The sequence below is a fragment of the Amycolatopsis sp. NPDC051371 genome (genome assembly GCF_040682155.1).
Classification (GTDB): Bacteria; Actinomycetota; Actinomycetes; order Mycobacteriales; family Pseudonocardiaceae; genus Amycolatopsis.
Map to the genome: position 1 here is coordinate 84,543 of NZ_JBFBAG010000001.1, position 12,931 is coordinate 97,473.

Annotated in this window: 13 protein-coding genes; 2 read left to right on the top strand and 11 right to left on the bottom strand. The window is 71.6% G+C overall.

Annotated features, from left to right (window positions below; translation table 11 throughout):
- Positions 1-21: 21 nt before the first annotated feature.
- Together AB0M59_RS00390 and AB0M59_RS00395 are read right to left on the bottom strand one after the other, a co-directional pair.
- Positions 22-750: an amino acid ABC transporter ATP-binding protein gene (locus AB0M59_RS00390; RefSeq protein WP_364606103.1), complete on the bottom strand. Its 729-nt coding sequence runs from the start codon at positions 748-750 to the stop codon at positions 22-24.
- Complete coding sequence (locus AB0M59_RS00395) at positions 750-1,499, bottom strand: amino acid ABC transporter permease (protein WP_364606106.1); 750 nt, start codon at positions 1,497-1,499, stop codon at positions 750-752. Before AB0M59_RS00395 ends, AB0M59_RS00390 begins: the two co-directional genes overlap by 1 nt.
- A gap of 115 nt (positions 1,500-1,614) precedes the next feature.
- On the opposite strand from AB0M59_RS00395, the gene AB0M59_RS00400 reads away from it, so the two are divergent.
- Positions 1,615-2,691: a DUF5937 family protein gene (locus tag AB0M59_RS00400; protein WP_364606109.1), complete on the top strand. Its 1,077-nt coding sequence runs from the start codon at positions 1,615-1,617 to the stop codon at positions 2,689-2,691.
- 1 nt (position 2,692) lies between these two features.
- On the opposite strand, the gene AB0M59_RS00405 is transcribed toward AB0M59_RS00400, so the two are convergent.
- The 4 genes from AB0M59_RS00405 to AB0M59_RS00420 are packed head-to-tail and all read right to left on the bottom strand — an operon-like array spanning position 2,693 to position 6,438.
- Positions 2,693-3,310, bottom strand: coding sequence for a phospholipase (locus tag AB0M59_RS00405; RefSeq protein WP_364606112.1), 618 nt, complete (start codon positions 3,308-3,310; stop codon positions 2,693-2,695).
- Positions 3,307-4,485, bottom strand: coding sequence for an acyl-CoA dehydrogenase family protein (locus AB0M59_RS00410; RefSeq protein WP_364606115.1), 1,179 nt, complete (start codon positions 4,483-4,485; stop codon positions 3,307-3,309). The genes AB0M59_RS00405 and AB0M59_RS00410 overlap by 4 nt, the downstream gene beginning before the upstream one ends.
- Positions 4,482-5,474, bottom strand: a complete 993-nt coding sequence (locus AB0M59_RS00415) for an alpha/beta fold hydrolase (RefSeq protein ID WP_364606118.1) — start codon at positions 5,472-5,474, stop codon at positions 4,482-4,484. The genes AB0M59_RS00410 and AB0M59_RS00415 overlap by 4 nt, the downstream gene beginning before the upstream one ends.
- A gap of 10 nt (positions 5,475-5,484) precedes the next feature.
- Positions 5,485-6,438, bottom strand: coding sequence for a VOC family protein (locus AB0M59_RS00420; protein WP_364606121.1), 954 nt, complete (start codon positions 6,436-6,438; stop codon positions 5,485-5,487).
- A 130-nt stretch (positions 6,439-6,568) separates the two neighbouring features.
- Here AB0M59_RS00420 and AB0M59_RS00425 point away from each other — a divergent pair, with 130 nt between their 5' ends.
- Positions 6,569-7,534 (top strand): helix-turn-helix domain-containing protein, encoded by a 966-nt coding sequence (locus tag AB0M59_RS00425; RefSeq protein WP_364606124.1) that lies wholly within the window; start codon positions 6,569-6,571, stop codon positions 7,532-7,534.
- A 59-nt stretch (positions 7,535-7,593) separates the two neighbouring features.
- On the opposite strand, the gene AB0M59_RS00430 is transcribed toward AB0M59_RS00425, so the two are convergent.
- From AB0M59_RS00430 to AB0M59_RS00450, 5 genes are read right to left on the bottom strand one after another with little or no spacing between them, the layout of a single operon-like run.
- Positions 7,594-8,370, bottom strand: a complete 777-nt coding sequence (locus tag AB0M59_RS00430; RefSeq protein WP_364606127.1) for a helix-turn-helix domain-containing protein — start codon at positions 8,368-8,370, stop codon at positions 7,594-7,596.
- Positions 8,371-8,429: 59 nt separating this feature from the next.
- Positions 8,430-9,377, bottom strand: coding sequence for a DUF6282 family protein (locus tag AB0M59_RS00435; protein WP_364606131.1), 948 nt, complete (start codon positions 9,375-9,377; stop codon positions 8,430-8,432).
- Between the two features lie 22 nt (positions 9,378-9,399).
- Positions 9,400-10,392, bottom strand: a complete 993-nt coding sequence (locus AB0M59_RS00440) for a cyclase family protein (RefSeq protein ID WP_364606134.1) — start codon at positions 10,390-10,392, stop codon at positions 9,400-9,402.
- A complete protein-coding gene (locus AB0M59_RS00445; protein ID WP_364606137.1) occupies positions 10,364-11,554 on the bottom strand; it encodes an MFS transporter in 1,191 nt (396 codons plus the stop codon). The genes AB0M59_RS00440 and AB0M59_RS00445 overlap by 29 nt, the downstream gene beginning before the upstream one ends.
- 21 nt (positions 11,555-11,575) lie before the next feature.
- Entirely contained in the window at positions 11,576-12,925 is a 1,350-nt protein-coding gene (locus AB0M59_RS00450) for an MFS transporter (protein ID WP_364606140.1), read from the bottom strand.
- Between the last annotated feature and the right edge of the window lie 6 nt (positions 12,926-12,931).

Here is a 12,931-nt window from a genome sequence, read left to right on the forward strand (position 1 = left end):
GCGAATGTCCTTTCCGGACGGTCAGAGGACGCGGGCGAGGAAGTCGCGCAGCCGCGAGGTTTCGGGGTCGTCGAGGGTGGCGCGGGCCGGGCCGGCTTCGGCGACGCGGCCGTCGTCCATGAACACCACGCGATCGGCCACCTCGCGGGCGAAGCCGATTTCGTGGGTCACCGCGATCATCGTCATGCCGGACGTGGCCAGCGAGCGCATCACGTCGAGGACGTCCTTGACCAGCTCGGGGTCGAGGGCGGAGGTGGCCTCGTCGAACAGCATCACCTCGGGTTCCATGGCGAGCGCCCGGGCGATCGCGACCCGTTGCTGCTGCCCGCCGGAAAGGCGGCCGGGCCGCTGGTGGGCCAGGTGCGCCAGGCCGAGCCGCTCCAGCTGGGTCATGGCCGCGGCGTCGGCGGCGTCCTTGCCGAGGCGCCGGACGTTCCGCAGCGCGGCGGTGACGTTCTTCAGCACGCTCAGGTGCGGGAACAGGTTGAAGTGCTGGAACACCATGCCGACGCGGGCGCGGACGGCGTCGACGTCCACGCCGGCGCCGCTGATCGGCGTGCCGCCGATCAGGATCTCCCCGGCGGTCGGCTCTTCCAGCAGGTTGAGGCACTTGAGCAGGGTCGACTTGCCGGACCCGGACCGGCCGATCACGCAGACGGTTTCGCCGGGCGCGACGTCGAGGTCGACGTCGCGGAGCACTTCGATCGAGCCGTACCGCTTGTGCAGGCCGCGCACGGTCACCGCGGTCATCAGACGACCGCCTTCGCCGGGACGGGCGCGACCGGCGCCGGCTCGCTGGTGAAGCGGCGGCCGTCGCGCATGCGCTTGTCGAGCCGGTTCACCGCGTAGGTCAGGGGAATGGTGAGCAGCAGGTAGCACAGCCCGGCGGCGACCAGCGCCGACGAGTTGTACGTCGCCGCCTGTCGTTCCTGGGCGATGAAGTAGAGCTCCCGCTGGCCGAAGCCGAGTCCGAGCAGGTACACCAGAGCGCTCTCCTTGATGTCGATGATGAACTGGCCGGCCAGCGCGGGCAGCACGTTGCGCACGCCCTGCGGGACGACGACCACCCGCATGGCCGTCAGGTAGGGCATGCCGAGACTGCGCGCGGCGTGCAACTGCCCGGCCGGGACGGCCTGGATGCCGGAGCGGAAGATCTCGGCCGAGTAGGCCGCGGAGATCAGCGCGATGGCGAGCACCGCGTAGCCGAGCGGTTCGCGGCCGAAGGGCCGCAGCCCGGCGGCGGGCAGGCCGACGCCGACCAGGCTGACGGTGACGATGGCCGGCAGGCCGCGGAAGACGTCGACGTACAGGCGGGCGGGCAGCCGGACCAGCCGCCGCCGGGACAGCAGCAGCATCGCCAGCAGCACCCCGGCGACGACGCCGAAGACGATCGCCAGCGCGGCGATCAGCAGGGTGTTGCGCAGCCCCTCGGTGAGCAGTGCGGGCAGGACGTCCAGGATCTCGTGGAGGTCGAAGAAGGTGCGCAGGAAGTCGGACATGACCTGGCCTCTCGTGTCGCGGTGGCGGCCGGATCCCGGAAGGCTAGGTCCGTTTCGCCGCGTTGCCGCCGACGCTTACCGCGACCGCGGTAAGCATGGGCCGTAAGCTGCGCTCATGTCCGTGGTGCTGACCGTCCAGGGTGCGCGGGCGGCGGACCTCGTGGCGGGGGTGTCGCCGCTGGCGGAACTGCTCGCGTGCCTGCACTCGATCGCCGAGCCGGAGCACCACTTCGAGGTCCGGCCGTGGCTCACCCGCGTCCGCGCGGACACCTCCGCGGCACTGCAGGGGCGGCTGAACACCTACGCGCCGCTGTGGGCCCGCCGCCGCTGCCGGCTGCTGCTGCCGTTCGAACTGCCGCTGGGACAGACCTTCGACGAGGAGCTGCGCCGGCTCGAGACGCTGCCGTTGCCACGGTTCGTCGCGACGGCGGCGGACGCGATCCACGGCGGCCTGCTCGAAATCGGCGACGTGCTGGGCGACCCCGCGACGCGGGACGGGTACGTCGCCTCCTGCGAGCGGCGGTCCTTCGGCCGCGGCGAGCTGGCCCGGCACCTCGTCGGTGACCCGGAGGCGTTCCGCGCCGACCTGCTCGACGTCCTGCGCGCCTGCGCCGAGGAGTTCTTCGCCGACGAGTGGGCGCGCGTGTCGCATCGGCTGGAAGCCGAGTGCGCGGCGGTGCGGGCGCGGGTCGGCGCGTTGTCGGTGGCCGAAGCGCTGGCCTCGCTCAGCCCGAACGCGGCGGTGCGGCACGAACCGCCGTCGGTGGTGTTCGACAAGCTGCAGTCCCTGCACGCCGACCTGCGCGGCCGCCGCTGCCTGCTGGTGCCCTCGGTGCACGCGCGGCCGCACCTGATCGTCAAGGTCGACCCGGAGTACCCGGTGGTCGTGCACTTCCCGGTGGAGGGCGACGGCGCCCGCGACACCCTGGCCCAGGTGCGCCTGCGGCTGGCGATCCTCGCCGACCCGGCCCGGCTGTCGCTGTGCCGGCACCTGGTCAACGAGCCGATCACGACGTCGGACCTCGCGGCACGGACGGGCATGACGGTGCCGCAGGTGTCCCGCCACCTCGGCCGCCTGCGCGAGGCCGGTCTGCTGGTCTCGCGCCGGGACGGCCGGATGATCCAGCACCGCCTCAACCTCCAGCGGCTGCTGCCGATGGGGGTGGACGTGCTCACCGCGATCATGCGGTGAGCTACGAGCGTGCCGCCACGGTCGTGAGCAACTCGGTCGCCGCCGCGCAGGCCTCGTCCGTGACGATGTGCTCGGTGCCCGGGTCGATGCGCAGGTCCACCTTGGCACCGGCGCGACGCAGCAGCTCGGCCGTCTCCTCGACGCGGTGCCGGGGCACCCACGGATCGTCCTCGATGCTGCGCATCACCGCGGGAACGCCGTCCAAGGCGGCACCCGACGGGGGCGTGCCGCCGATATACCCGCCGGTGAACAGCACGAGCCCGGCCAGCGGCCGCGGGGCGGTGAGCACCAGGTGCGACAGCAGGCAGGCGCCCTGCGAGAAGCCCCACAGCACGACCCGCTGACCGCCGAAACCGGCTTGGGCGAGCCGGTCGAGGGAGGTCTCCACGGCTCGCAGGGACCGGTCCAGCGCGGGCTGGTTGCGTTCGACCGGCTCCAGGAACGACAGCGGGTACCACGTGTTGTTCTCGGCTTCCGGCGCGAAGAACCGCACCGGCGCCGGACCCAGCCGGCGAGCCAGCGCGCACATGAACGCCGGGTCCTGCCCACGGCCGTGCACGGCGAGCACGGCCAGTTCGGCCCGGTCCGCCGGGAGTCCCCATTCGAGCAGCGACGTCACCGTGGTTCCTGAAGGTCGAGGAACATCCACTGCGCGCCGGGCGCCAGGCCGCTGAGCAGCTTGCCGCAGTTCTGCAGCACGACCGGGCCGGAGGTGACGTGCTGCGTGCCGGCGTGCAGGTCGCGGAAGAACCGCTGCAGGACGCCGTGCCGCAGCGCCGCCGTGCCCGCCCACTTGTAGACCGTCTGGCCCACGGCGTGCACCGACCACGTGGTGTTGTTGAGCATCAGGCGGGTCAGCGTCTCCTGCTCGGTGTCCAGCAGCTCGCCGCGGTCGAGGGCGGCTTCGCAATCCGCCCAGACCTCCATCGCCCACGCCCTCGCCGCACGCAGCTTCGCCTCGGCCTGGGCGTACTCCGCGTAGAACTGCTGCGTGTCGACCGTCGCGTTCGGACTGCCGGTCTTCTTGGCGGCCAGGGCTTTCAGCTCGTCGAGCAGCCGGCGGCCGACGCCGAGGGCCCAGCCGGTGTGGCAGATGCCGGCCATGTTCGCCAGTCCCATGCGGTAGATCGCGCCGCCGTGCCGGGTTTCGGTGGTCGCGATCCCGTACGTGTGGCTGGACGGCACGAACAGGTCGTCGCAGACGTAGTCGTGGCTGCTGGTCGCCCGCAGGCCCATGACGTCCCAGTTGTCGATCAGTCGCGCCTGGTCCTTGGGCAGGGTGAAGACCAGCGCCTCGCCGGTTTCCGCGCAGAGCGCCGCGGTGTGGATGTGAGTCGCCATCGAGATCCCAGACGCGAAGTGCCAGTGCCCGCTGACCCGGTAGCCGCCCTCGACCCGCACCGCCTCGCCGAGCTTCGTGCCCTGGCCGGCGATGAGCGCGTGGCCGCCGGCGCCGACGTCGGGGAACAGGTCCGCGGCGGCCGCCGGCCCGAGGTAGGCGGCCGTCGTGCCGGTGACCATCTGCACGGCCATGAAGGCCCAGCCCACGGAAGCGTCCGCATAGGACAGTTTGGCGATCGTGTCGATCACCTGGCGCGGCGAGAACTCGTAGCCGCCGAGCTCCCGGGGGATGCCGACCTTGAACACGCCGGACTCGTGCAGCGCCTTCGCGGCGTCGTCGGGCACGCGACCGAGTGACTCGCCCTCCTCGGCGGTTTTCTCGAGGAGCGGCGTGATCGCGTCGAGCCGGGACATGAGCGCGTCGAACTCGTCGCTGACGTTCAGCTGGTTCATGATGCCCTTCCTCGGGTGGCGGCCAGAATCCAGTCGATGACGGGCTTCACGGTTTCGTCCGAGTTGGCCTCGAAGATCAGTCCATGCCCGTTGCCGGTGACGCCGAAGTCCGGCAGGTGCAGCTGCCGGGCGTCGGCTCCGGCGTTGTTCAGGAACGCCACGACCTGCGGGGCGAAGCCGGCGAACACGGACGCCCCGCCCGTCACCACCGCGACCGGCTTGCCCGTGAGCGCGGGAATGCGCCGCCCCGGGACCTCGGACGGGTCGGCGGCCGGCGGGTCGCAGGTGATTTCCGCGCTCGTCAACCCCCACGTCAGCGCGCCGAGGCCCGGGAACTCCGCGAACGGCGGCCCCATCGGCTCGATCGCGGCGATGGCCGCGACCCGGTCCGGCCGCGCGTCCGCGGTCAGCCAGCCGACCGGACCGCCCGCCGAATGGGTCACGAGCACGGCCTCGCCGACGACGTCGAGCAGCCTGCCCAGCCGGTCCGCGTCGAGGCGCTGCGACTCGGCCAGGTCGGCGGGCAGCGGGCCCATCGGGCAGAGGAGCTGGTCGAGGTCGGGTGAGCCGATCTCGCGTCCGTAGGTCCATTGCGTCTGCGCGTCGCGCTCCCCGTCGGGCAGGAAGAGCGCCTGCGCGGCCTCGTACGGGAACGGTCCACCCATCGGGGCGACGACGTCCGGGTGATACGGCGAGCGCCCGTGCGCGCAGCGGTCGACGACGTAGACGGCGAAGCCCGCCTCGACGAACCGGGTCGCCCACCCCGGTCGGCCGTCGGGGGTGCCGGTCCAGTCGGTGCCCTGCCCGCCCCCGCCGTGCACGAGCACGAGCGGCACGGGATGAGCCTCGCCGGGCGGGGCTTCCCACTGCACGAACAGCGGAGCCCGCTGCACGGTCCCGTGTTCCGTGCCCACCCGGTCGCCGGGCACCCAGAACTGTCCACGCCGGACGGTGATCTCGTGCCCGCCGGCCACGTGCGGCGCTGCCATGCCGGCCCCCTCAGACGTCGATCGGTTCCAGCCTTCCCAGGATCTCGTCGCGACGGTGTTCGAACTGCTCCGGCAGCTGGAACCGGGTGCCGAGCTCGTGCGGCGACTCGTCGCAGGTCCAGCCGCCGTCGGCGTGGGTCACGGCGAGCTCGAACAGTGCCCCGCTCGGGGTCCGCACGTAGACGCTCTTGAAGTACTTGCGGTCCTTGAGCTCGGAGATGTCGGTGTAGCCGCGCCCTTCGATCTCGAACTTGACCGCGTCCTGGTTCTCCAGCGTGCTGACGTTCCACGCGAAGTGGTGGTAGGTGCCGGCGCCGTAGCTCCAGGTGCCCTGGTCGTCGGTGCGGTTGACGGTGATTTCGAGGTGGTTGCCGTGCTTGGCGTCCCCGATCCGCAGTCCGATGACGTCGCCCTCCTCGGCGAGGGCGTCCTGGGCGAAGAACGACTCGCCGGCGAACTCGACCATCCGGTCGGGGGTGGCCATGTGCACGCCCACGCCGTGGATGCCGTGGATCGCGTGTTCCGGCGGCACCCCGTGGCCGGGGTGGCCGACCCGCTCGTCGCCGTCGGCGCCGACGAACCGGTACTCGATGCCCGACGGGTGCCGGAACGCGAGCCGGCGCCGGCCGAACCGTTCGACGTCGGCGACCTCGACGCCGTGCGCGGTCAGCCGGTCGTGCCAGAAGTCCAGCGAGTGGTCCGGCACCGCCAGCAGGACCTCACGGGCCTGGTTGGTGCCGCGCTTGCCGAAGAACCCGGCCTGCGCCCAGGGGAAGGTCGTGACGACGCTCGACGGGTCGCCCGCGGCGTTGGAGTAGTACAGGTGGTAGATCGGGAGGGAGCCGTCGAACAGGACGGTGCGCTTGATGAAGCGCATCCCGAGGATCTTGACGTGGAAGTCGACGTCTTCCTGGGCGTTCGCCACCGACAGCGTCACGTGGTGGGAACCCTGCACGTAGGTCATGGGTGGCTCCTCTGCACCGGGGTGCCCGGACTCTAGGAACTCCGCGGGTGCGCGTGTGGCGCCGGAGCGCAGGGTGGTGTCGAACCAGCGCACCGTTGGTACCGTGGGCGGACCGACCGTGGAGCTGACGATGACGTCATTCACAGCGCTGTCGGAGCGGTTCGCCGGCGTGGCGCCCCGCCCGATCACGTTCACGTCCTGGGCGGCCGCCGTCCGGCGCAGCGTGCTGAGGTTCGAGTTCGACTGCGACCGGCCGGACGGGTTCACCGGCCGCGTCCGGGACCGGCACCTGCACGGGGTCAGCTTCGTCGACATGGCCTCCGGACGGCACGCCGCCTACCGCGACCACGCCACGATCCGCCCCGCCGACGCCGGGTTCTACGTGCTCACCCTGCAGCTCGCCGGCGAGATCCGCATCGCGCAGGACGACCGCGTCGCGCGTCTGGAGCCCGGCCTGTTCGCGCTGTACGACTCGGGCCGGCCGGCCACCCTCACCGTCGGCGACGGCTACCGCTCCACCTGCATCCGGTTCCCCAAGACCGCGATCACACCCCGCCGCGAGGACCCGCTGGCCGAGATCACCGCGACGCCGTTCGCCTGCACGCCGGGCCTGACCGACACGGTGTGGAGCACGGTGCTCAGCGTCAACCGCAACCTCGAGTCGCTCGGCGTGCACGGGCCCACCGCCGTCCGGTCCCTGATGACGCTGGTCGGCACGATGCTGCGCGGCGAGCTCGGGCACCAGGTCCCGGCGCGGCCCCCGCACGAGGAACTGCTCGAACGCGTCCTCGACCACATCGACGCCCACCTGTGCGACGCCGAGCTCGATCCGGCCTCGATCGCGGCCGCGCACTACTTGTCACCGCGGTCCCTGCACGCCCTGTTCGAGCGGACCGGCACGACGGTGTCCCGCTGCGTCCGGGAGCGGCGCGTCGAACGGTGCCGGCTCGACCTCGCCGACCCGGCGCTCACGCACGTGCCGGCGGCCGCGATCGGGGCGCGTTGGGGGTTCGCCGGTGCTTCGCACTTCGGGCAGGTGTTCAAGCGGGAGACCGGCCTGACCCCCGCGGAGTTCCGGCGGCAGGCCCACCCTTGAGGACACGCGGACACCGATCGACAAGCAGCCCACCGCGACCACGGGCATCGGCCTGCCGGCTACTTCCCATCGGTCAGGACGGCGTCGCGCAGGCCGGCGCCGCCCAGTTCCGCGGTGATCGACGAAACGGTGTCCAGCAGCGCCGACTCCATCGTGGCCGACTTCTCCGGCAGTGACGACGTGGTGCCCACCAGAGCCACCGTGGCCGCGACGTCGTGCTCGTCGAAGACCGCCGCGGCCAGGACCACGCCGTCGATCGGGGGCACCGGGACCCGGCACAGCCCGCGGGAGCGGCACGACGGCAGCTGGCCTTCGAGCCGCGTCCGGTGTTCGGGCGGCAGCCGGTTCAGGTATTGCTCGCTTCGGTTCCCGTCGCGGGACAGCGCGAGGAACAAGCGCGCCTGCGCCGAATCCCAGCCGAGCATGGAGCCGATCCGGACCGTGATCAGGATCGGGTGGGTGCCGGCTTCCGAAACCAGCGACACCACCGGCCCGGAGGCGCCCCACAGCGACAGCACCACCGTCAGCCCCGTCTCCACCGACAGCTCGCCCATGTGCCGCGGGGCGACGTCCAGCACCCGCCGCTGGCCCTGGGCGACCGCGCCGACCTGCAACAGCAGCCGCCCCGGTGTGTAGGTCGTCGCGTCGTCCGGCGAGCGCTCCAGGATCTCGTCCAGCACCAGCGAACTGAAGTACCGGTGCGTGGTCGTCCGGTTCAGCCCGAGGGTGGCGGCGGCCTCGGCGACGGTGACCCGCGGGTTGGTCAGCGTGAACAGCTTGAGGATCTCCGCGACGCGGTGCACTGCCTGGATGTCGCCGGTGCCGCCGTTGGCCAAGGGGTTCGCTCCTCGATTCGCTTCGCTGGTCCGGACTATACCCAGCCGAGGGTTCCGGCTCAGCCGGCGAGCAGCTCGCCCGCGTTGCCTCCGGTCATCGCCTTGACGTCGTCGCGGCCGACGCCCGCGTCCAGCAGGGCGCGCACCATCCGGCGATAGGCGGTGACGGGCAAGGGATTGCCCTTCTGGCCGAGGTCGGACGAGAAGATCGTCCGGCCGGACCCGGCGGCGCGGTAGAACTCGGCGATCTTCGCGAACGGCTCGGGCTTGGGTTCCCGGCCGACGAGCATCGCCAGGCAGTGCTCGACGAACACGCCCTGGCGGGCCCACCGCCCGATCCGGTCGGGGCCGGCGCCGAGGACGAATTCGGGGTGGCTCACCACGATCCGCGTCACGCCCGCCTCGAGCGCGCCCGGGATCAGCACGTCGATCTCCGCCGCGGGCAGGTGGCCGCAGTTGAGGATCGCCGACTCCGCCGCGATGACGTCGAGGACGTCCCGCGTGGCCGCGTTCAGCCCGCCGGCTTCGTCGAGCACGCTGATCGGTTCGTTCTCGCGCAGCGCGACCCCCGCGACCGGGAACCCGCTGCTGTGGTTGTGCGCGTGGAACTCCAGGTGCGCGGGCGAAGAAATCGTCGGGAACCACACGACGCGCCCGCCCATCCGCAACGCCAGCTCGACGGCGTACGGGTTGAGCCCGCCGACCGTGCGGTTGAGCGCGACGCCGCCGTAGACCTTGACGGGCAGGTCCTGCAGCCCGGCCGTCTCGAGCGCCAGGATGTCGGTCTGCATGCTGTGGTGGTGCGACTTCGCCACCACGGCCCGGAATCCGACGGTCGCCGCGTCCGTCGCGGCGTCCAGGATGGACATCCGGCGGGGGAACGGGCTGGGGCCGGGATGGGTGTGCAGGTCGACGGCGCCGTGCAGGAGCTCGTCGACCTCCGGGTCCGCCTGCTGCCGGTCGGCGTCCAGCACCGGGTCCCACAGTTCACTGATCGTCTGCGTCACGAGAAGGTCCTCACTTGTCGGGTTATTTGACGGCCAGGGCGTTCGGCGGCGAGCCGACCCCGCCCGTCAGGTTGAGTGGCTTGGCGGTCAGCAGGAACTCGTGGACGCCGTCGGCGGCGCAGTCTTCGGCCAGTTCGTCGAGCTTCCAGAGTTCGCCGATGATCAGCCCGAGCAGGGCGATCAGCGGGCGGTGCAGCATGCCGTTGTGCGACGGTCCGCGAGGCGGGGGCGGTTCGTCCGGGTCGACCCAGCCCGAGAGGGGATCGACGGGGAACGCTTCGAGGCCGCCGTTGTCCGCCGCCGCGATCGAAATCCGGTGGTCCCACAGCCACGCGAGCATCTCCTCGGACTGGTGCAGGCCGGGGCCGCCGGTGCGGCTCGCGCGTTGCTCCGGTGTGGAGCGGAGCCAGTGCTCGGCGAACCCGGTGCGCAGCAGCAGGATGTCCCCGGACCGCACTTCCACGCCGAAGTGCGCCGCCATCGCGTCCAAATCGGACGGGGTGATGCCCCGGGGAGCGTCCGGCACGAGAGGTTCGCCGACGTGCTCGAAGTACCGGACGGCGTCGAGCAGGATGCCGCGGCCCACCAGGCCCTTCTCGGCGAGCAGCTGGATGCCCAGCGCGGGCTCGCCGACGGCCACGCGCTCGTCCGGCACACCGCCGTAGAAACCGTGCCGGGGATGACGGATGTGGCGCAGACCGTCCACTTGGGACGTGGACTGGAGGTAGAAGGAGTCCAGCCAGTCGTCGCGGTGGTTCGGGTTGTTGGAAAAGATGTGGTGCTCGGTCGCGGGGCGCGTCCCGGCGAGGCTGGGTACGAACGTGTTCAGCGGGTAGTCCAGGTTGAACGTCCGGCCGCGCTTGACCAGCGCCGCGCCGTCGAGCGCGCTCCGCTCGGTGAGGAAGTTCAGGGTGCCGAGCTGGTCGTCCGGCCCGAACAGGTGCCAGGACGACCCGGGCGGGGCGTCGGTGCGGCGACGGAGTTCTTCATACGGCGGAACCGTGGCGGAGCTCATCGACCCTCCGATGCGTGTGTCTCAGCCAGGGCCGCAGGAGCGGCACGGCGACCACGTTGAGCACGAACAACGCCAGGTAGGCGAGCAGGTAGTCGTGCGTCAGCGAAAACAGCTGCCCGAGCACGAACGGCCCGGCCGCCGACCCCAGCGAAGTCCAGGTCTGGAACCGCGCGAACTTGCCCGCGAAGTCGCCGATCCCGAACAGCCCGACGACGACCTGCGACCGGATGAGGATCGTGTTGCCGAGGCTCTGCCCGATGAGCGCCGCGCCGAGGAACAGCACCCACCCGGCCGGCGCCAGCCCGACGAGCGCGACCCCGGCCGCCTGGGCGCAGAAGCTGGTCATCGTCCAGCGGCCCAGGCCGAGCCGCCGGATCCCGGCGCTGCCGAGCCAGCGGGAGGCGACCGCCGCCGCGGTGGCGACCGAGACGGCCAGGCGGGCGCCGGTGAAGTCCCGGGAGAGCCCGGTCGCCACGATGTAGGAGGTCGCTCCCAGCTGGGAGGCGCTGACCAGGCTGAACGCGAGGACGAGCGGCCAGTGCGCGGCCATTCGTCCGGTCGGCCCGGCCGGGGGCACCTCGGTGGCGGACCGTGCGGTCACCCGCCAGGTGAGCGTGAGGGCGAGTCCGCTGATCACCAGGAATCCCGCCGCCACCGCGAGGAACGAGCCGGCGGTGACCGCCTGCGTGGTCAGCAGCAACGCCAGCAGCGGCGAGACCAGGATGCCGCCCGCCGAGGAGCCGGAGGTCGCCAGCGCCATCCCGGACGTCGGCCTGCCCTCGAAGACCCGTACCAGCACGGTCGTGCCCACCACGACGAGCCCGCCGTTGAAGGTCGCGCCCAGCACGCAGAAGGCCGCGATCACGACGGGGCCCGAAAGGTCCACCGCCAGTGCCGTGATGGCCGCCGCGGCGCCGAGGACCGAGCCCAGCAGGACCACGTTCGGGTTGCGTTGCCCTAGTCCGCCGAACGCCGGCCCGGCCAGCGCACCCGCCAGGAAGAACGCCGTGCTCGCCAGGGACAGCTGCGCCGGGTTCACCGTGCCCGAGCGCAGGAACGCCGCGATGTAGATCGGGATGCCGTACACCGCGATCCCGCTGCCCGCGGTCTGCAGGACGAAGATGGCGACGGCGACACGCGTGGTCGGGCGGTCGGTGCGCATACCTGGCCTTCGTGCGGAGGGTCATGACCCGGCCTCGCCCACGGTGTGCAGGTCGGTCGCGCGGGTCTCCGGCCCGGCCATGACGGCGAACAGGATGAGCACGCCCCCGAAGGCGGCGAGGATGCCCGGGGTGAACGCGGCGGGCACCAGGTGCGCCAGCCCCAGCTGGTAGTAGGAGAAGAACGCCGGGATGACGACGGCGGTGCTGTAGGCGACGCCCCAGCCCGACGAGCGGACCGCCGTGGCGAAGCGCTCGTTGATGTAGGCCGGCAGCACCCCGAGCGCGCCGAGGGTGAACACGTTGGTCAGCGCGGCCAGCAGCGTGAGGTTCGCCCAGCCGTGCACGGATCCGTTGGCCAGCAGGGTGTAGGTGATCGGGGTGAAGACGATGGTGATGGTCGCGGCGATGTAGAGCGCGCGCTTGCGCCCGATCCGGTCGCTGAGCCAGCCGAAGAACAAGTACGTGGCGATGCCCGGCCAGGCGTTGATGAGCTGCGTGTGCGCGAGGTCGGCGGCGGTGTACCCCTTGTTGGACAGCAACAGCTGCGGCATGACGCTGCCGAGCATGTTCACCGCGAAGAAGACACCGGTCATGATGATGTAGGACTGGAGGAAGGCGCGCCCGGAGGAACCCTTGAGCATGTCCCGCAGAGGAGACTTGCTGCGTGCGGTCTCCTTCCAGGTGTCGGAGTCCTCGACGCGCCGCCGCAGGAACCAGGCGACGAACCAGGCCAGGAACGCGCCGATCAGGAACGGGATCCGCCAGCCCCACTGGACGTACGGCGAGTGCAGGCCCGCGTTCGGGGCGAACACCAGCACCAGCGAGGTCAGCACGGCCACCACGAACGGGCCGCCGCTGGCCGAGCACTGGATGAGCGCGCCGGTGAACCCGCGCCGGCCGCGGGTGGCGTATTCCAGGGCCAGTGGTGTCGCGGCGGTGTACTCGCCGCCGAGGAAGATGCCTTCGATGAACCGCAGCCCGAGCAGCAGCGCGGTGGCGGTCCCCGCACCGACCTGCTCGGCGCCCGGCAGCATCGCGATGAACAGCGAGATGGTGCCGAAGCCGTAGATCGTGATGGACCCGACCCGGCGCCGGCCGATCCGGTCGGCGAAGTGCCCGAACAGCAGCGCGCCGATCGGCCGGCCGAGCAGGGTCGCGGCGAAGGTCATGCCGACGAACACCGACAGCTGGCTCGCCGACAGGTGCGCCTGGAAGTAGACCATCGCCGGCAGCAGCGAGGTCGACGCCACGTAGATCGAGTAGGAGTCGATCGCGAAGCCCGCCCAGGCGCTCGTGATCGCCCGGCGTCTGCGCGAGATGAAGGTGGGATCGAGCGAAGTGGCCGCGACTTCGCCGGTGCTGGAGGACATGGATGT

Excerpts from the sequence above, each read along its gene's own strand:
- AB0M59_RS00390 (WP_364606103.1), bottom strand. The coding sequence starts at position 750 with ATGACCGCGGTGACCGTGCGCGGCCTGCACAAGCGGTACGGCTCGATC.
- AB0M59_RS00395 (WP_364606106.1), bottom strand. The coding sequence starts at position 1,499 with ATGTCCGACTTCCTGCGCACCTTCTTCGACCTCCACGAGATCCTGGAC.
- AB0M59_RS00400 (WP_364606109.1), top strand. The coding sequence starts at position 1,615 with ATGTCCGTGGTGCTGACCGTCCAGGGTGCGCGGGCGGCGGACCTCGTG.
- AB0M59_RS00410 (WP_364606115.1), bottom strand. The coding sequence starts at position 4,485 with ATGAACCAGCTGAACGTCAGCGACGAGTTCGACGCGCTCATGTCCCGG.
- AB0M59_RS00415 (WP_364606118.1), bottom strand. The coding sequence starts at position 5,474 with ATGGCAGCGCCGCACGTGGCCGGCGGGCACGAGATCACCGTCCGGCGT.
- AB0M59_RS00420 (WP_364606121.1), bottom strand. The coding sequence starts at position 6,438 with ATGACCTACGTGCAGGGTTCCCACCACGTGACGCTGTCGGTGGCGAAC.
- AB0M59_RS00425 (WP_364606124.1), top strand. The coding sequence starts at position 6,569 with ATGACGTCATTCACAGCGCTGTCGGAGCGGTTCGCCGGCGTGGCGCCC.
- AB0M59_RS00440 (WP_364606134.1), bottom strand. The coding sequence starts at position 10,392 with ATGAGCTCCGCCACGGTTCCGCCGTATGAAGAACTCCGTCGCCGCACC.
- AB0M59_RS00445 (WP_364606137.1), bottom strand. The coding sequence starts at position 11,554 with ATGCGCACCGACCGCCCGACCACGCGTGTCGCCGTCGCCATCTTCGTC.
- AB0M59_RS00450 (WP_364606140.1), bottom strand. The coding sequence starts at position 12,925 with ATGTCCTCCAGCACCGGCGAAGTCGCGGCCACTTCGCTCGATCCCACC.